General features: G+C 71.5%; 16 protein-coding genes. 7 read left to right on the top strand and 9 right to left on the bottom strand.

From position 1 onward, the window contains the following. Together AB0I94_RS40690 and AB0I94_RS40685 are read left to right on the top strand one after the other, a co-directional pair. Positions 1–357, top strand: a 357-nt coding sequence (locus AB0I94_RS40690) for a DUF4162 domain-containing protein (RefSeq protein ID WP_363314858.1), incomplete at its 5' end; no start/stop codon positions are given. Next, positions 354–1,145, top strand: a complete 792-nt coding sequence (locus AB0I94_RS40685; protein WP_363314857.1) for an ABC transporter permease — start codon at positions 354–356, stop codon at positions 1,143–1,145. The genes AB0I94_RS40690 and AB0I94_RS40685, both read left to right, overlap by 4 nt. 111 nt (positions 1,146–1,256) lie before the next feature. Here the strand turns inward: AB0I94_RS40685 and AB0I94_RS40680 are convergent, their stop codons facing one another. The 4 genes from AB0I94_RS40680 to AB0I94_RS40665 are packed head-to-tail and all read right to left on the bottom strand — an operon-like array spanning position 1,257 to position 5,237. Then, the gene (locus AB0I94_RS40680; RefSeq protein ID WP_363314856.1) at positions 1,257–2,273 is read right to left on the bottom strand and encodes an iron-siderophore ABC transporter substrate-binding protein; all 1,017 of its coding nucleotides are present in this window, start codon (positions 2,271–2,273) and stop codon (positions 1,257–1,259) included. Continuing rightward, the gene (locus AB0I94_RS40675) at positions 2,270–3,154 is read right to left on the bottom strand and encodes an ABC transporter ATP-binding protein (protein WP_363314855.1); all 885 of its coding nucleotides are present in this window, start codon (positions 3,152–3,154) and stop codon (positions 2,270–2,272) included. Before AB0I94_RS40675 ends, AB0I94_RS40680 begins: the two co-directional genes overlap by 4 nt. After that, complete coding sequence (locus AB0I94_RS40670; RefSeq protein WP_363314862.1) at positions 3,151–4,233, bottom strand: iron ABC transporter permease; 1,083 nt, start codon at positions 4,231–4,233, stop codon at positions 3,151–3,153. Before AB0I94_RS40670 ends, AB0I94_RS40675 begins: the two co-directional genes overlap by 4 nt. Before the next feature lie 5 nt (positions 4,234–4,238). Next, a complete protein-coding gene (locus AB0I94_RS40665; protein WP_363314854.1) occupies positions 4,239–5,237 on the bottom strand; it encodes an iron ABC transporter permease in 999 nt (332 codons plus the stop codon). Between the two features lie 118 nt (positions 5,238–5,355). Here AB0I94_RS40665 and AB0I94_RS40660 point away from each other — a divergent pair, with 118 nt between their 5' ends. Further along, on the top strand, positions 5,356–5,991 hold the full coding sequence (locus AB0I94_RS40660; RefSeq protein ID WP_363314853.1) for an HAD hydrolase-like protein: 636 nt from the start codon (positions 5,356–5,358) through the stop codon (positions 5,989–5,991). Here AB0I94_RS40660 and AB0I94_RS40655 read toward each other — a convergent pair. Continuing rightward, complete coding sequence (locus tag AB0I94_RS40655) at positions 5,984–6,235, bottom strand: hypothetical protein (protein WP_363314852.1); 252 nt, start codon at positions 6,233–6,235, stop codon at positions 5,984–5,986. The genes AB0I94_RS40660 and AB0I94_RS40655 overlap by 8 nt on opposite strands. 172 nt (positions 6,236–6,407) lie before the next feature. Between AB0I94_RS40655 and AB0I94_RS40650 the strand changes: the two genes are divergently transcribed. Further along, positions 6,408–6,791, top strand: a complete 384-nt coding sequence (locus AB0I94_RS40650) for a cold-shock protein (RefSeq protein WP_055701393.1) — start codon at positions 6,408–6,410, stop codon at positions 6,789–6,791. Between the two features lie 3 nt (positions 6,792–6,794). On the opposite strand, the gene AB0I94_RS40645 is transcribed toward AB0I94_RS40650, so the two are convergent. The 4 genes from AB0I94_RS40645 to AB0I94_RS40630 all read right to left on the bottom strand — a co-directional run bounded on the left by AB0I94_RS40645 (position 6,795) and on the right by AB0I94_RS40630 (position 10,304). After that, complete coding sequence (locus AB0I94_RS40645; RefSeq protein WP_363314851.1) at positions 6,795–7,679, bottom strand: 1,4-dihydroxy-6-naphthoate synthase; 885 nt, start codon at positions 7,677–7,679, stop codon at positions 6,795–6,797. Continuing rightward, complete coding sequence (locus AB0I94_RS40640; protein WP_363314850.1) at positions 7,672–8,361, bottom strand: futalosine hydrolase; 690 nt, start codon at positions 8,359–8,361, stop codon at positions 7,672–7,674. The genes AB0I94_RS40645 and AB0I94_RS40640 overlap by 8 nt, the downstream gene beginning before the upstream one ends. Next, complete coding sequence (locus AB0I94_RS40635; RefSeq protein WP_363314849.1) at positions 8,331–8,840, bottom strand: DUF2771 domain-containing protein; 510 nt, start codon at positions 8,838–8,840, stop codon at positions 8,331–8,333. The genes AB0I94_RS40640 and AB0I94_RS40635 overlap by 31 nt, the downstream gene beginning before the upstream one ends. Before the next feature lie 78 nt (positions 8,841–8,918). Beyond that, on the bottom strand, positions 8,919–10,304 hold the full coding sequence (locus AB0I94_RS40630; protein WP_363314861.1) for an MFS transporter: 1,386 nt from the start codon (positions 10,302–10,304) through the stop codon (positions 8,919–8,921). 386 nt (positions 10,305–10,690) lie between these two features. On the opposite strand from AB0I94_RS40630, the gene AB0I94_RS40625 reads away from it, so the two are divergent. The 3 genes from AB0I94_RS40625 (at position 10,691) to AB0I94_RS40615 (ending at position 17,054) form a co-directional block, all read left to right on the top strand. Beyond that, positions 10,691–11,629: a DUF3027 domain-containing protein gene (locus AB0I94_RS40625; protein WP_363314848.1), complete on the top strand. Its 939-nt coding sequence runs from the start codon at positions 10,691–10,693 to the stop codon at positions 11,627–11,629. A gap of 1,240 nt (positions 11,630–12,869) precedes the next feature. Beyond that, positions 12,870–16,007: a molecular chaperone Hsp90 gene (locus AB0I94_RS40620; protein ID WP_363314846.1), complete on the top strand. Its 3,138-nt coding sequence runs from the start codon at positions 12,870–12,872 to the stop codon at positions 16,005–16,007. A gap of 213 nt (positions 16,008–16,220) precedes the next feature. After that, positions 16,221–17,054 (top strand): DUF5707 domain-containing protein, encoded by an 834-nt coding sequence (locus tag AB0I94_RS40615; protein ID WP_363314845.1) that lies wholly within the window; start codon positions 16,221–16,223, stop codon positions 17,052–17,054. Positions 17,055–17,056: the final 2 nt, after the last annotated feature.

Below are 17,056 nucleotides of genomic sequence, written 5' to 3'. Positions count from 1 at the left end.
GACCGCATCGCCGTACTCAACGACGGCAAGATCGCCGCCGAAGGCACCGCCGAAGAACTCAAACGACTCATCCCCGGCGGCCACGTACGCCTGCGTTTCTCCGACCCCGACGCCTACCGGCACGCGAGCGGCACCCTCACCGAAGCGACCCGCGACGACGAGGCCCTCACCCTCCAGCTCCCCAGCGACGGCACACAGCGCGAACTGCGCTCCATCCTCGACCGGCTGGACTCCGCGGGCATCGAGGCCGACGAACTGACCGTCCACACCCCCGACCTCGACGACGTCTTCTTCGCCCTCACCGGCCCGACCAACGTCCCCGCCCAGACCGACAAGGCCAAGGAGAACGCCCGATGAGCTCCCTCGCCCTCGCCGTACGCGACTCGAACACGATGCTGCGCCGCAACCTCCTGCACGCCCGGCGCTACCCCTCCCTCACCCTGAACCTGCTGCTCACCCCGGTCATGCTGCTCCTGCTCTTCGTCTACCTCTTCGGAGACGTGATGAGCGCGGGCATCGCCGGCGGCGGCGCCGACCGCTCCGACTACATCGCCTACATCGTCCCCGGCATCCTGCTCATGACCATCGGCGGCACCGTCGTCGGCACCGCGGTCTCCGTGTCCACCGACATGAGCGAGGGCATCATCGCCCGCTTCCGCACCATGAACATCCACCGCGGCTCCGTACTCATCGGGCACGTCGTCGGCAGCGTCCTTCAGTCCGTCGCCAGCGTGGTCCTCGTGGGCGCCATCGGCGTGGCCATCGGCTTCCGCTCCACCGACGCCAACGTCGTGGAATGGCTGGCCGCGTTCGGACTGCTCGTCCTCTTCGCCACCGCGCTCACCTGGGTCGCCGTCGGCATGGGCCTGGTCAGCCCGAACGCCGAGGCCGCCGGCAACAACGCCATGCCGATGATCCTGCTGCCGCTCTTCTCCAGCGCTTTCGTGCCGGTCGACTCCATGCCGGGCTGGTTCCAGCCGATCGCCGAGTACCAGCCCTTCACTCCCGCCATCGAAACCCTCCGCGGCCTCCTCCTCGGCACCGAGATCGGCAACAACGGGTGGCTCACCATCGCCTGGTGCCTGGGACTGACCGTGCTCGGCTACTTCTGGTCGACCTCGAAGTTCAACGACGACCCCAAGTAGCCGACATGATCAAGCGGGCCGCACCCGCAACTCGTCCTCTCGTCCCCCCAAGGCGGCGTACACCGACACCACGTCGGAGTGCGCCGCCTCGTACGTCTTCGTCCGCTGCGGCTACTTCTCCGTCAGATCCTTCTGCATCTCGTCCAGGATCTTGTTCGCCGCCGTGTAGCCGATGCCCTGGATCCACAGTTCGTCGTCGACGGTGTGGACGTTGCCCTTCTTCACCGCGTCCATGTTCTTCCACAGGCTGCTGCCGACGGTCTGCGTCTGCTTGGACTTCTTCGGATCGCCGTACGTGGAACGGAAGATGACGTCCGCGTCGGCGAGGTCGATCTTCTCGGGCGACACGTCGTACGAGAAGCCGTCCTTGGCCTTGGCGGCGACGGCCGGGCGGCCCAGGCCCACGTCCTTGAGGATCGTGGCGATGTACGTCTGCTCGCCGTAGATGCGGATGTCCGCGCCCTCCACGAAGCGCACGACGTTGACCTCCGTCGCCTTGGCCTTCGCCGGGCCGCCGACGGCGGTGGTGACCTTCTCGGCGTGCGCGTCGTAGGCGGAGACGATCTTCTGGGCCTCGGCCTTCTTGCCCAGCGCGGCGGCGTGGACCTGGAAGTTCTCCTTCCAGGGGTAGCCGGTGTTCTCCGTCATCACGGTCGGCGCGATCTGCTTGAGCTGCTCGTACTTCGCGCCGTGCCGGATCTTGCTCGTGAGGATGACGTCCGGCCTGAGGGCCGCGATGGCCTCCATGTTCGGGCTCAGCATCTCGCCGACGTCCTTGATGCCGCTGACCTTGTCCTTGGGCAGGTAGCCGGGGAAGCCCGTCGACGCCTCGACGTGCGTGGAGCCGACCGGTTTCACGCCCAGCGTGATCGCGGAGTCCAGCTCGGCCGTGTCGAGGACGACGACGCGCTTCGGGGCGACGGGGACCGACACATCGCCCATGGCGGTCTTGACGACATGGGTCTTGCCCGAACCGGAGCCCGCGCCCGAGTCGGCGTTCTTGTCGGAGTCCGACGAACCGCAGGCGGAAAGCGCGAGCGCGCCGCTGAGGGCGAGTGCCCCGGCCGTGAGGGCGCGGCGGCGGTGCGCGGAGCTGGTCTTCGCGGTCCGCGAGGTCTCAGTGGTCATGGCTTGTGGGCCACCTTTCGAACGGATCGGTCGGATCGACCGGATCGGTCGGGCGAGGGTTGGGGGCGGGACTCGGCGGCCCACGGAGCTCCGGGGACGACCAGGGGCGACCCGGTCACCGGATCCGGTACCACCACACACTCCAGGCCGAACACCTCGCGCACGAGGTCCTCGGTGACGACATCGGCCGGCGCGCCCTCGGCGACGATGCGGCCCTGCTTCATGGCGACGAGGTGATCGGCGTACCGCGCGGCCTGGTTGAGGTCGTGCAGCACGACGACCACCGTCCGGCCGCGTTCGCCCTCGGCCGTCGGTGCGGCCAACTGCCGTACCAGGTCGAGGACTTCCACCTGGTGCGAGATGTCGAGATATGTCGTCGGCTCGTCCAGGAGCAGAATGTCCGTCTCCTGGGCGATGGCCATCGCGATCCACACCCGCTGGCGCTGACCGCCCGACAGTTCGTCCACGGACCGTTCGGCGAGCGCGGCGACGTCGGTACGTTCCATCGCCTCCGTCACGGCCCGCTCGTCCTCGTCGGACCACTGCTGCCACCAGTGCTGATGCGGCTGGCGTCCGCGTGCGACGAGGTCGGCGACGGTGATCGCCTCGGGCGCGACAGGTGTCTGCGGGAGCAGTCCGATCTGCTGGGCGATCTTCTTGGTCGGCAGCTTGGCGAGCGCCTCGCCGTCGAGCAGGACCGCGCCGCTCTTGGGCTTGAGGAGGCGGCCGAGCGCGCGCAGGGTGGTCGACTTTCCGCACGCGTTGGGGCCGACGATGACCGTGACCTCGCCGTCGGGGACGGAGAGATCGAGCTCGTGCACGACCTCGCGGTCCTCGTAGGCGAGGGTCAGCTCGCGGGCGCTGAGGCGGGCGGCGGTCACGAGGTGCCTCCATTGCGGACGGAACGGCTGCGGACGATCAGATAGATCAGGTACGGGGCTCCGACGGCCGCCGTGAGCACGCCGACCGGCAGCTCGGTCGGCGAGAAGAGCCGCCGGGCGAGCAGGTCCGCGAGAACCATGATCAGCGCGCCGAGCAGCGCCGAGCAGAGCAGCGGGATCTGCGCGGTACGGGTGAGACGGCGGGCGATCTGCGGGGCGAGGAGCGCCACGAAGTCGACGGGTCCCGCGGCGCCGGTCGCCACGGAGGCGAGGACGACGCCGAGCAGCACGAGACCGAGGCGTACGTGTCCCAGGCGCACCCCGAGTGCGGTCGCCGTGTCGTCGTCCATGGTCACCGAGCGCTGGGCGCGGGCGGCCCAGAACACGAACGGGAGCAGGAAGAGCAGGGTCAGGGCGAGCGGCCTGGCCTCCGCCCAGCCGCGGCCGTTGAGGGAGCCCGTCATCCAGATCTGCGCCTGCTGGGCGACGAGATAGTCGCCCTTGGTCATGAAGAGGGTGGTGACGGAGCGCAGAGCGATCGCGAAGCCGATGCCGATGAGCACGAAACGGGTGGCGTGCAGGCCACCGCGCCAGGCGAAGACGTACACGAGGGCGGCGGCCGCCACCCCGCCGAGCACCGAGAGGTAGGGCAGGACGGTGGCGGAGGTGACCCCGAGGGTCATCGCTCCCACCGTCAGGGCGCTCGCGCCCTGACTGATCCCGATGATGTCGGGGCTGGCCAGCGGGTTGCGGGCGACGGTCTGGATGAGCCCGCCCGCGACCCCGAAGGCGGCGCCGACGAGGAGGCCGACGACCATGCGGGGTTCGCGCAGCGTTCCGACGACAAGCTCGTCGGGGGAGGGCTGCCCCGTCAGGACCTTCAGCACTTCTGCGGGCGCGACGAAGGACTCGCCGACGCAGAGGTACGCGAGGCAGCCGGCGGCCAGGAGCAGGGTCAGCAGTACGGCGACCACGGCTGCCCTGCGGTGCAGCAGGAACGCGGCTTTCCGCAGCCGCAGCACCGAGTACCCGGCGGGCTGGACGCGCCGCGAGGCGGCCGGGCGGGTGGGCGGGGGCAGGAGACTCACGCCGCCACCGCCTTCCGGCGCACCAGCGTCACCAGGAACGGCACCCCGATGAGCGCGGTCATCACCCCGGCAGGCACCTCACTCGGCGGGAAGACGATCCGCCCCACCGTGTCGGAGACCAGCAGCATGACGGGCCCGAGGACAGCGGCCATGGGAAGCACCCAGCGATGACCGCTGCCCACGATCGCGCGGGCGATGTGCGGGACGGCGAGGCCGATGAACGCGATGGGTCCAGCCGCCGCGACCCCCGCCCCGGTGAGGACGGTCGCCCCGAGCCCGCCGACGACCCGCACGGTCGCGACCTTCTGCCCGAGCCCCTTGGCCACGTCCTCGCCCAGGGCGAGCGCGTCGAGCCCCCGGGCCACGGACAGCACGAGCACGAGCCCCACCAGCAGGAACGGCCAGATCTGCCCGACGATCTCCGCGTCGCGTCCGGAGAGCGAGCCCACCTGCCAGAAGCGGAACTCGTCCAGCGCGGAGGCCTTGGTGGTGAGGATTCCGGTGGTCACGGAGACCAGCAGGGCGTTGATCGCGGCGCCGCCGAGCGCGAGCTTCACCGGGGTCGCGCCGCCCCGTCCGCTCGCGGCGATCGCGTACACCGCGACGGACGCGATGCCCGCGCCGACGAAGGCGTACCAGACATATCCGGTCAGCGTGTGCACGCCCGCGAACGCGATCGCCATGACCACACCGACCGAGGCGCCCTGGCTGACGCCGAGGATGCCGGGGTCGGCGATGGGGTTGCGGGTGATGCCCTGGAGCACCGTGCCCGCGAGGGCGAGCGCGGCGCCGACCATCAGGCCGATGAGCGTGCGCGGCACCCGCATCTCGCGGACGACTTCGGCGGCGTCGCTGTGCCCGCCGTGCAGCAGGGCGTCGATGACGGCCGACGGCGCGATGGCGCGGGCGCCGACGGAGAGGCTGAGCAGGACCGCGAGCAGCAGGGCCACGACGGCCGCCGTCATCGCGACGGCGTGTCTGGCTGGCACACGCATCGACTGAGCTCGTTTCGGATCGGTGGAGGCTGAGCGGGGAGGTTCGGTAAGGCTTGGCTAAGCCTAAGGCCACCCCGGCGCAGGTCACCCGGGAGCCGGACCTCTGCACAATGGCTCCATGACCTCACGGACCTCACGCGCTCTCACGGTCGGCTTCGACCTCGACATGACACTGATCGACTCCCGACCCGGCATCAAGGCGGCCTTCCTGGCTCTGTCCGCCGAGACCGGAACGTACATAGACGCCGATCTCGCGATCAACCGGCTCGGCCCGCCCCTGGAGCAGGAGTTGCGCCACTGGTTCCCCGAGGAGCAGATCCAGGTGATGGGTGATCGCTACCGTGAGATCTATCCCACATACGCCATCGCCCCCTCGCTCGCGATGCCCGGCGCCCGCGAGGCGGTGGCGGCCGTGCGCGCGCACGGCGGCCGGGCGATCGTGGTGACCGCCAAGCACGAGCCGAACGCCAAGCTCCACCTGGCGCACCTGGGCATCGACGCGGACGCAGTGATCGGCTGGCTGTGGGCCGAGGCGAAGGCGGTGGCGCTGCGCGAGCACGACGCGGCGGTGTACGTCGGTGACCACATCGGCGATGTACGCGGCGCGCGTACGGCGGACGCGCTCTCCGTCGCGGTGGCGACCGGGCCGTGCGACGCAGCGGAACTGCGCGCGGCGGGCGCGGACGTCGTGCTGACCGACCTGACGCGGTTCCCCGCCTGGCTCGACTCGTACGTCGCGGGAGCCGTTAAGTAGCCGCGGATCTGGCCTGGCGGCGCTGCACGGCGATACCGCGCAGCACTCCCGCCACGGCGATGACGAAGCCGACGCCCATCAGCATGCACACCGCGTACGCGATGGACGGGAACGGGTCGGTGCCGAGGAACAGTGGGGCCACCGTGACCAGAGTGGCCACGGCTCCGACGAAGAAAACGATTGCGCCGGCGCGGACCAGGCCATCGCCCGGTCCGGCGGAATTCGTTTGGGTTTTGTCACGCACCCCACCAGGGTAGTTCCCAGCGCGAAGGAAGAATCCAGGGACGTCTTGTCACCGGCCCCCGGACCAATAGTCTTGGTGCCGGCGGGTCGGGCGACCCGCTGTAGTGCTATCCAGAGCCGTTTTCCGCGGCATAGACGCGTTCAACGACAAAGTACGAGGACGAGGACTTCAGGTGCCTACCGGCAAGGTCAAGTGGTTCAACAGCGAGAAGGGCTTCGGCTTTCTCTCCCGCGATGATGGCGGCGACGTCTTCGTGCACTCCTCCGTACTGCCCGCAGGTGTCGACACACTCAAGCCCGGTCAGCGCGTCGAGTTCGGCGTCGTCGCCGGTCAGCGCGGTGACCAGGCCCTGTCGGTGACGATTCTCGACCCGACGCCGTCCGTCGCCGCCGCGCAGCGGCGCAAACCGGACGAACTGGCGTCGATCGTCCAGGACTTGACGACGCTCCTGGAGAACATCACGCCGATGCTGGAGAAGGGCCGCTACCCCGACAAGGCGTCGGGCGCGAAAATCGCCGGGCTGCTCCGGGCGGTGGCGGACCAACTGGACGTGTGAGGCTCAGGGAAAGGCGAGAGCGTCCGGGCCGAGCGGCGGAACCAACCCTTCCGCCGCGGCCCGCGTCAGCAGTCCCCGGATCGCCGCGTAGCCGTTCTCGCTCAGGTCGGCCGTGAACTCGTTCACGTACAGGCCGATGTGCTGGTCGGCGACGGCGGGGTCCATTTCCTGGGCGTGCTCCTGCACGTAGGGCCGCGAGGCCTCGGGGTCGTCCCAGGCCATCCGCACCGAGGTGCGGACGATGTCCGCGAGCTGCCGCAGACGCTCGGCTCCCAGCGACCGCTTGGCGATGATCGCGCCCAGCGGAATCGGCAGCCCCGTCGTCTGTTCCCAGTGCTCGCCCATGTCCGCGAGGCAGTTGAGCCCGTAGTTCTGGTAGGTGAAGCGCGCCTCGTGGATGACCAGGCCCGCGTCGACCTTCCCGTCCCGTACCGCCGGCATGATCTGGTCGAAGGGCAGCACGACGATCTCGCCCACGCCGCCGGCCAGGGTGTCCGCGGCCCAGAGCCGGAACAGCAGGTACGCCGTCGACTTCTCGCTCGGCACCGCGACCGTCTTGCCGGTGAGGTCGACCCCCTCCTCCCGGGTGAGCACCAGCGGCCCGCAGCCACGCCCGAGCGCCCCGCCGCAGGGCAGCAGCGCGTACTCGCCGAGGACCCAGGGGAGTACGGCGTACGACACCTTCAGGACGTCGAGTTCGCCGCGCTCGGCCATGCCGTTGGTGATGTCGATGTCGGCGAAGGTGACATCGAGCGCGGGCGCGCCGGGCACCCGGCCGTGCGCCCAGGCGTCGAAGACGAACGTGTCGTTCGGGCAGGGGGAGTAAGCGATCCGCAGGGTGTTCGCGTCGTGTGCGTCGTGCGCGTCCTGCGCGGGCGATTCAGTCATGCCGTTTCCAACTCTCCAGTACGGGCGCGAATTTCCCGAACGCGCCTCCCAGCGCGCCGAGCGCCTCGCCGATCCGCCAGGCCGCGCGGTCCCGTGGTCCGACGGCGTTGGAGACCGCGCGTATCTCCAGGACGGGCAGTGCGTACGCGGCGGCCGCCTCGGCGACGCCGAATCCCTCCATCGCCTCGGCGAGCGCCCGCGGGTGGCGTCGGCGCAGCTCGGCGGCGCGCTCGGCGGAGCCGGTCACGGTGGAGACGGTCAGGACGCCGCCGATGAGTCCGCCGCAGGTGGCGGCCAGGTCCCGTACGAGGGACAGCGGCGGCGCGTGGCTGACGGCGCCGAACCCGAGTTCGGTGACGGGCAGGAAGCCGTCGGGCGTCTCGGCACCCAGATCGGCCGCGGTGATCTCGTCGGCGAAGACGAGGGAGCCGAGCGGCGCGTCGGGCTGGAAGCCGCCGCCGATCCCGGCGGAGATCACCAGGTCGTACGGGGCGCGCGCGAGGGCGGCCGCGGTGTGCGCCGCGGCTGCCGCGGGGCCGACACCGACGGCGATGGCGTCGGTGTGCGGAGGCAGCCGGTCGGCCACCGCGTCCCGTTCGGCAGGGACAGCGGTGGCCACCAGGACACGAGGGGCGGACGCCAAGGGAGGGGTCAGGCGTCCTTCTTGAGCTTGAACGACCACAGGCCGGTCGCCTTTGTCGTGGAGCCCTTGCCGCCTTCGAGCAGGCTGACGGTGGTGGAGTTCTTGCCACCGCCGTACTGCTGGTTGAAGAAGACGCTGCCGGGGATGACGACGTAGGTCTTGTTGCTGGCCTCGGTGAGCGGCTGACCGTTCATCAGGAGCGTCCAGCCCTTGTCGGCGACCTCGGGGTCGACGCCGAAGCGGACCTTCTCGTCGGGGTCGACCTTGATGGACTCGACGTCCGTGTCCTTGAGGCAGCCCTGCAGCTGGGACTGCTCGAGCTCCTTGCCGTCGTTGTAGCAGGAGGCCTCGGAGTTCACCGAGTCGCTGCCGACCGTGACGGTGGCGAGCGGCGTCGGCTTGTCGCAGGCCGACAGGACGAGGAGTCCGGCGGAGACAGCGCCAATGGCGGCCACGGAACGGCGGCGACGCGCCGAGCTGTGAACGAGTGCGGCTCCGCCGCGGAGCAGGGAGGTCATGGGCGAAGGCTATCGGGCACCGTGTGCCGTCCCGCCACGTGGGGGTCGCGGCGTGCCGCACCCGTCAATTTGTCGGGCTCACGCCACCCGCGGGCGGCGCTTTCCGCCGTGCCGGGCCGCGGCGAGCAGGCCCCGCACGGTCGAGAGCCAGCCGATGGCGAGGATCATCGCGGCCACCGAGAGCCCCAGCGACCCGTTCAGCGGCAGGGCCATGCCGATTCCGCCGCCCACCACCCAGGAGACCTGGAGCAGTGTCTCCGAGCGGGCGAAGGCGGAGGTCCGCACTTCTTCCGGCACGTCCCGTTGGATCAGTGCGTCCAGGGACAGCTTCGACATGGCCTGCGCGAAGCCCGCCACCGCGCCCAGGCAGGCGACGCCGACCGCCCCGAAGAACACCGCCGCGGTGATCGCCACGCCGAGGACGACGGCGACGACGGTCACGATGATGACCTCCGGCGCCCGCGATCTCAGTCCGGCGCCGACGGCGGTGCCGAGCGCGTTGCCGACTCCGGCCGCGACGCCCACTATCCCCAGGGACACGGCGGCGCTCTGGCCGCCGAGCGGTTCCTCGCGCAGCAGGAAGGCGAGGAAGAAGATGAGGAAGCCGGAGAGACAGCGCAGTGCGGCGTTGGCGGCGAGGGCGTGCGTGACGCCGGGCCCGACCGTACGCAGCCCGAGGCGCCGTTTCTTGGACGTGTCCGAGGCCGCCGCGGCGCGCGCGTGCAGATGCAGATGGTCCTCGTCGGCCGCGAGCAGCGCCTTGTGCTCGCCCTTCGCCGAGTCGACCTTGGGCGGCAGCGAGAGGGAGAGGAACATCCCGACGATGAAGATCACGAAGGCGCCGTACAGCGGCCAGCGAGATCCGAGTGCCTGTAGCCCCGCGCCGATGGGTGCCGCGATCCCCGTGGCGAGCAGGCCGCCGAGCGTGACTCTGGAGTTGGCCTTGACCAGGGAGAAGCCCTTGGGCAGCAGTCTGGGCACCACGGCGCTGCGTACGACGCCGTACGCCTTGGACGCGACCAGGACGCCGAGCGCGGCCGGATAGAGCTCCAGGCTTCCGGTGACCACCGCTTCGGACAGCAGCAGGGCGAGGAGGGCGCGGGCCAGCATCGCGGCGGCCATCGCGTACCGGCGGCCGTGCGGGAGGCGGTCCAGGAGGGGGCCGATGACGGGGGCGAGGAGAGTGAAGGGCGCCATGGTGATGGCGAGGTAGAGGGCGACACGGCCGCGGGCCTCGTCCGTCGGGACGGAGAAGAACACCGTCGAGGCGAGCGCGACGGTGATCATGACGTCGCCCGCGCCGTTCACGGCGTGCAGTTCGATGAGCTTGCCGAGCCCCGACTCGCCCGCGCCGTGCGCGTGCGTGGCCTTGCGGATGCCGCGGGCCGTGCCGGTGAAGGGCAGGTGCAGGGCGCGGCCGACCCAGCGGGCGGCCCGGTTCAGCACCGGACCCCGCCCGCCGATCCCCTGGGACGACGACCTTGCGGCAGCCACCTCGTCATAGTGCCCTCTATTGGGCCGGGCTAGTGCGCATCGACAGCGGGGTACGCGGGGTAATCGGGTGGGCGGGTGGGAAAAATCCGCCGCGGAGCGGCAGTGGGGCCGGGCCCGGCAGCAGGGGGCGGGCACGCCGGTGTAGGCCCAGGGGCCAGGAGAAGGTAGCGTGCGTAGCGCGCCTGCGGCGGTTGTTCTTGGCCGCGCGCCTCTCGGTCATCCCGCAGAATGGATGACGTAGGTGCGCCCGAGGACGTTCGGGCGCGGACGTCGACGCGGCCCTCAGGTCCGCTCCGTCCGCACCCCCGCGTATGGGTGGCGCACTCGTGAGACGGCGTAATGGAGAAGCGATACCTGTGAGCGCAGCGACAACGCGAAGCCGTACCCCGCGTACCCCGCGTACTCCCGACCGCCTGTGCGCCGAGGCGGTGGGACTGGCCCGTGACGCGGCCGAGGAGGCCGCCGCGCCCGGTGTGGTCGGCGAGCACGTCGAGGCCGTGGTCGAGGGAGACCGCGTCGTCACGCACCTGTTCGAGTGCAAGGACTTCGGCTACCGGGGCTGGCGCTGGGCGGTGACGGTGGCCCGCGCCTCGCGCGCCAAGGTCGTCACGCTCGACGAGACGGTGCTGCTTCCCGGCCCGGACGCTCTGCTGGCCCCCGAGTGGGTGCCGTGGAGCGAGCGGCTTCGCCCCGGCGACATGGGACCGGGGGACCTGCTGCCGACCGATGCCGAGGACTTGCGCCTGGAGCCCGGCTACTCCGGCGAGGAGGAGCCGCCGCCGAACTCCGTCTTCTCCGAGGAGATGGCGGAGCTGGTCGAGGCGGAGGACGCGGAAGTGACGGCGGTGTCGCCCGCCGAGCTGCCGGCGGCGCCGGCGCGTGGCTCCATCGCGGCGCTCGCGGACGAGCTCGGCATGCGCCGGGCGCGCGTCCTGTCCCGCTACGGCCTGCATGTCGCGGCCGACCGCTGGGAGGAGTCGCACGGCGCGAAGACGGCGATGGCGCAGGCGGCGCCCGCGTCCTGCGTCAGCTGCGGCTTCCTTGCCCCGATCGGCGGATCGCTCGGGCAGGCGTTCGGGGTGTGCGCGAATGAGTTCGGTCCCGCGGACGGGCATGTGGTGTCCCTCGCGTACGGCTGCGGGGGCCACTCGGAGGCGGCCGTGATGCCCACGCCGTCGCGCCCTGCCGCGCCGGTCCTGGACGAGACCCGCGTGGACGTCCTCCCCCTGCGCCCGGCCCCCGACTCGGGGTCGGTACCGCTGGTGGACACGGCGGAGGACCTCGGCCACTCCTGAGCTTCCGCTGGGGGCGGGGTGGGGGTGCTGGTGCTTGGGGGCTTGCTCCTTGGCGGGGGTGCGCGTCGGCGGGGTGCCGCTTAGCGGGGGTGCGCCTGCGGGTCGGGCGGCTGCGGGTCCTTGCGTGCGCCTTCTTGCGTGCGCCGTCTGGGGGATGTTCCTCGCGCTTCGCGCGGGCTTTCCCGCCCACCCACCCGATCACCCCGTGGCACACGGGTTGCCGTGGGCGGCGTGAGGCTGTCCTGCGGCTGCGGCTGCGGCTGCGGCTGCCTGCCTGCGGTTTCCGCCCGCGACTTCCGCCTGCGGCTCCGGGGATCTTTCCCGCGCTTCGCGCGGGCTTTCCCACCCGCCCACCCGTTTGCCCCGCGGTGCAGGGGCTGTCGTGGGCGGCGTACGGCTGTCCTGCGGCTGCGGCTGCGGTTTGCGCCCGAGGCTCCGGGGGATCTTCCCCGCCCGCGGGGATCTTCCCCGCCCGCCGGCCCGATTACTCCGCGGTGCGGAGCTGCAGTGGGTGGGGCGCGCCCGCTTTCTGCCTGAGGCCAACGGACCCTGCGCTCCGCGCGGGACTTTCTCACCCGCCCACCCGATCACCCCGCGGTGCGGGGGCTGTCGGGGGTGGTGGGCGTTCGTTCTCTGTCTGTGGGGTGGACTCGGTGGCCTCTCGTGCCCGTGCTCCGCGTAAGTTTTTCCCACCCACCCACCCACCCGTTTGCCCGGCATCGGTGCTCGCGAGGGTCCGTGCTGCGGGGTAATCGGGTGCGTGGGTGGGTGAAGTCCCGTGCGGGGCGCGGGGGGAGGCGGTCACCGGACCGCTGCTGACACGTTCCTCTAGGCGGTTCGCTCCTGTGCGGGGGCTTGCGCTGCGGGGGGATCGCGCGCGTGGGGGGGGGTACCGGACGGTCGGTGGCACGATCCCTCGGCGGTTCGCAGAGGGCTCTGTGCGAGGGCTTGTGCTGCGGGGTAATCGGGCGGGTGGGTGGGAAAGTCCCGCGCGGAGCGCGGGGGAGGCGGTCGCCGGACCGGTGGGGACACGTTCCTCTCGGCGGTTCGCGCAGCCCTGCGCGAAGCCCCGTCCTGCCGGGTGATCCGGCGGGGTAGGGGCCCCGCGCGCGGGCGGCGGGAAGGCTGCCGGCCAGTCAGGGCGGTGACATTGTGCCGCCCCCGGAGGGAAGGGCCTCGTCGGGGAAACCGCAGGACGAGGTACCGTTCGCCCCGCGAACCGAGTGAGGGAGACGACACCGTGAGCAAGACCGTGCGGCCGGCGGCCGAGGGTACTGACCCGTTCGGCACGGCACGGCTCCGGCGGGGAGTCCTCGACGCCTGGGCGGCGAGCCCGGCCCGGTTCCGGGAGGACGCCAACGCCGAGGAGGACCTCGCCCTCGGCGGCTACCGCGACCGGCTGATCGTCGAGCTGGCACAGAACGCCGCCGATGCCGCAGCCAGGTCCGGGACCCCCGGACGCCTCGCCCTCACCCTCCGGGACGGAGTCCTCGCCGCTGCCAACAACGGCGCCCCCCTCGACGCCACCGGCGTCGAATCCCTCTCCACGCTCCGCGCCTCCGCCAAGCGGGAGGAGCAGAACAACGGCGCCGTCGGACGGTTCGGCGTCGGCTTCGCCGCCGTCCTCGCCGTCTCGGACGAGCCCGCCCTCGTGGGACGTACCGGAGGCGTCCGCTGGTCCCTGAGCGAAGCACGCGAAGTCGCCGCCGACACCGCCCGCTTCAGCCCCGGTCTGGGCGATGAGATCAGGCGGCGCGACGGACACGTACCTCTGCTGCGGCTGCCCTTCGCCGCCGAAGGGTCCGCCCCCGAGGGGTACGACACCGTCGTCATCCTGCCCCTGCGGGACGCCGCCGCCGAGGATCTTGTCGTCCGCCTGCTGGACGGTATCGATGACGCGCTGCTCCTCGCCCTCCCCGGGCTGCAAGAAGTCGTCGTCCAAGTCGGCGACCAAGCCCCCCGCACCCTCCGCCGCACCGCCGAACCCGGCTACGTCGACGTATCCGACACCCGCGACGGTGACACCCGCTGGCGCACCGTCAGCCACCAGGGGCCCCTGGAACAGAACCTCCTCGCCGACCGCCCCGTGGAGGAGCGGCTGCGCCCCCACTGGTCCGTCACCTGGGCCGTCCCCACCGACCGTGAAGGCGCCCCGCGAGCCCCCCGCAGCGCCCCCGTCCTGCACGCCCCGACCCCGAGCGACGAGCCGCTCGGAGTGCCCGCTCTCCTCATCGCCTCGTTCCCGCTCGACACGACCCGGCGGCACGCGGCCCCCGGGCCGCTCACCGACTTCCTCGTGCAGCGCGCGGCCGACGCGTACGCCGAACTCCTCGCCGACTGGCGGCCCGTCGGGGAAGGCATCATCAGCCTCGTCCCCGGCCCGCTCGGCAAGAGCGAGCTCGACGGCGCCCTGCGCCAGGCCATCCTCGACCGGCTGCCCCGTACGGCTTTCCTGCCGCCCGCGGTGGAGGCCGTGCCCCAAGAAGACCCCGACGTACCCGAGTGGAAGGTCCCCGTCGCGCTGCGGCCGCGTGACGCGGAGGTCGTGGAGGGCGCGGGCGCCGACACCGTACGCGTGCTCGCCGACGTTCTGCCCAGCCTGCTGCCCGCGGGGCTCGAGCGGCGCGCCGAGCTGCGCACCCTCGGTGTCGCCCGCGTACCGCTGACCGAGGCGATCGACCGCCTCGCGGGTCTGGAGCGGGAGCCGGGCTGGTGGCACCGGCTGTACGAGACGTTGGCCGGTGTCGATCCCGACCGGCTTACCGGCCTCCCTGTCCCCCTCGCCGACGGCCGCACCACCATCGGGCCCCGGCAGGTTCTGCTGCCCGTCATCGGCGACGACAGCGACCCCGCCGCCCTGGTCCGCCTCGGCCTGAAGGTCGCGCACCCCGACGCCGTCCATCCGCTCCTGGAGAAGCTCGGCGCCCTGCCCGCCACGCCCCGCGCCGTCCTGACGACCCCGCAGGTCCGTGCCGCCGTCGCCGCGTCGCTCGACGACGACACGTGGGACGAGGACGCCCTGGACGCCGACGAGCTGGCGGAGATCGTGCTTTCGCTCGTGCGTGACGCGAACCTCGCGCCCGGCGACGAACCGTGGCTAGGCGCGCTCGCCCTCCCCGACGACGAGGACGGCGACCTCGCCCCCGCCGGTGAACTCGTCTTCCCCGGCAGCCCCTTCGCCCAGGTCATGCGCGAGGACGAGCTCGCCACGGTGGACGCCGAGCTCGCCGAGCGCTGGGGCGAGCAGACCCTCGCCGCGTGCGGTGTGCTCGCCACGTTCGCGCTGGTCCGCGCCACGGATGTCGTACTCGACCCCGATGAGCTGGAGCCGCGCGACAGCGACTTCGCCGAGCCCGACGACGCGGGGCTGCTCGACGCGGTCGACGTGTGGTGCGAGGACGTCCTCGACCGCCTGCCCGAGACCCCGGTGCCGCCCGTCGCCACCGAGATCATCGCCGTACGGGATCTGGACCTGGTCGACGACGACTGCTGGCCGCAGGCGCTGGCGATGCTCTCGCGGCCGCCGCTGCGGGACGCGCTGACGCAGCCGCTGCGGATCCTGCTCCCGGACGGCACGACGGAGAGCGTCCGGTCGTACACGGCGTGGTGGCTGCGCGGGAATCCGGTGCTCGGCGGGCGACGCCCGGCCGGTCTTCGGGCCTCGGGCGGCGACCCGCTGCTCGAAGGGCTCTACGACGCCGCCGACGCGTCCGGTTTCGACGACGAGCAGGTGCTTCGCGCACTCGGCGTCCGTACGTCGGTCGCCGCCCTCCTGGCGGAGCCCGGCGGCGCTGCCGAGCTGCTCGACCGGCTCGCGGACCCGGAGCGGACCGTTTCCGCATCCCAACTGCACGCGCTGTACGGCGCCCTGGCCGACCTGGACCCGGAGCAGGTGACGCTGCCGGACGAGGTGCGGGCCGTGGTGGACGGTGAGGTCGTGGTGGTCGACGTGGCGGACGCGGTCGTCGCCGACGCACCCGACCTGCTGCCGCTGACCGGTGGCGTGGCGCTGCTGCCCGTGGAGCCGCGCAGGGCCCGCGACCTGGCCGAGCTGTTCCAGGTGCGCAGGCTGAGCGAGACGGCGGCGGTGGAGCCCGCGGGGGAGGGCGAGGAGCATCCGGTGCCGGAGCCGGTCCGTACGCTGCTCGGTCCTGCCACCCCGGCGACGTACGTCGAGCACGAGGAGCTGGTCGCGGGCGGCGTCGAGCTCGACTGGCGCCGGACCCAGGACGGCACAGTCCACGCCTCCACCCTGGAAGGCGTCGCCGCCGGTCTCGCCTGGGCGGCGGGCCAGTGGCCGCGCCGCTTCGAGGTCGCCGCCCTGCTCGAAGACCCCTCCCGGACCGATGAGCTGGAGCGGGACCGCTGGTTCGACTGAGGAGCGGAGCGGACCGCTCGCTTGACGACCGGCCTCCGGCGAACACTGCCGGAAGCCTCCGCTCCCCTTCCCGGTCACAAAATCTTCACTCCCCGTACAACCAGAAGCCCCGATCGCGAGTCTGATCTTCCGAGTCAACAGACTCCTAGATCACTGGGCTCCGCGTGACAACCCCCATACACCGCGGAGCCCCCTTCCCAACTGGGGAAACACATGCGCATCCGTGCCACCGTGGCCGCACTGACCGGCACCCTGGCTCTGTCCGCTCTCGTCGTTCCCGCCGCGCAGGCGGCCGACGAGCCGAGCGCCCCGAAGTTCGCGCCCTTCAAGGCCAACGCCCCCGTCGACGAGGCCATAGGCGACACCAAGATCACGAAGGTCGTCGTCAACGGTGGCAAGAACATCGTGGTCGGCACCACCGAGAAGAAGACGTTCAAGGTCGCCGTCACGGCGACCGACCCCGAGGGCATCTACGACGCCGACGCCATGCTGTGGCACGGCTCGGACATCGAGAGCGACATCGACGGCCTGCTTTTCTCCGATGAGGACGGGGCCACGTGCAAGGTCGTCGACGCGACCACCTCCACCTGCACGGTCAACGTCACGGTCGACCCGACGCTCGACCTCTACAGCAACATCCTGGCCGGCAAGTGGAAGGTGTCGGCGAACGCGATCGGCAATGACGGCGACTACGTCATCAAGGACACGTTCGGCTACGCCAGCATGCAGCGCAACGCCCGCCTCACCACCAACGCCTCCCCGGAGCCCGTCAAGAAGGGCAAGACCCTCACGGTCACCGGCGCCCTGACCCGCGCAAACTGGGACACCTCGAAGTACGCGGGCTACACCAAGCAGTCCGTGAAGCTCCAGTACAAGAAGAAGGGTGCGGCCTCCTACTCCACCCTGAAGACCATCACGTCCGACACCAAGGGCAACCTGAAGACGACCGTGACGGCCTCCGCGGACGGCTACTACCGCTACGTCTTCGCCGGTACGTCCACGACCCCGGCCGTCACGTCGACCGCCGACTTCGTGGACGTCAACTAGTA

It is taken from the genome of Streptomyces sp. NPDC050147, assembly GCF_040660195.1.
Taxonomy (GTDB): domain Bacteria; phylum Actinomycetota; class Actinomycetes; order Streptomycetales; family Streptomycetaceae; genus Streptomyces.
The sequence above is the reverse complement of the archived record's forward strand: the minus strand, read 5'-3'. Positions and strand labels throughout refer to the sequence as shown.

Bases quoted from the DNA above. Each gene is read 5' to 3' on its own strand.
- AB0I94_RS40685 (WP_363314857.1), top strand. From the start codon at position 354: ATGAGCTCCCTCGCCCTCGCCGTACGCGACTCGAACACGATGCTGCGC.
- AB0I94_RS40680 (WP_363314856.1), bottom strand. From the start codon at position 2,273: ATGACCACTGAGACCTCGCGGACCGCGAAGACCAGCTCCGCGCACCGC.
- AB0I94_RS40665 (WP_363314854.1), bottom strand. From the start codon at position 5,237: ATGCGTGTGCCAGCCAGACACGCCGTCGCGATGACGGCGGCCGTCGTG.
- AB0I94_RS40660 (WP_363314853.1), top strand. From the start codon at position 5,356: ATGACCTCACGGACCTCACGCGCTCTCACGGTCGGCTTCGACCTCGAC.
- AB0I94_RS40645 (WP_363314851.1), bottom strand. From the start codon at position 7,679: ATGACTGAATCGCCCGCGCAGGACGCGCACGACGCACACGACGCGAAC.
- AB0I94_RS40635 (WP_363314849.1), bottom strand. From the start codon at position 8,840: ATGACCTCCCTGCTCCGCGGCGGAGCCGCACTCGTTCACAGCTCGGCG.
- AB0I94_RS40615 (WP_363314845.1), top strand. From the start codon at position 16,221: ATGCGCATCCGTGCCACCGTGGCCGCACTGACCGGCACCCTGGCTCTG.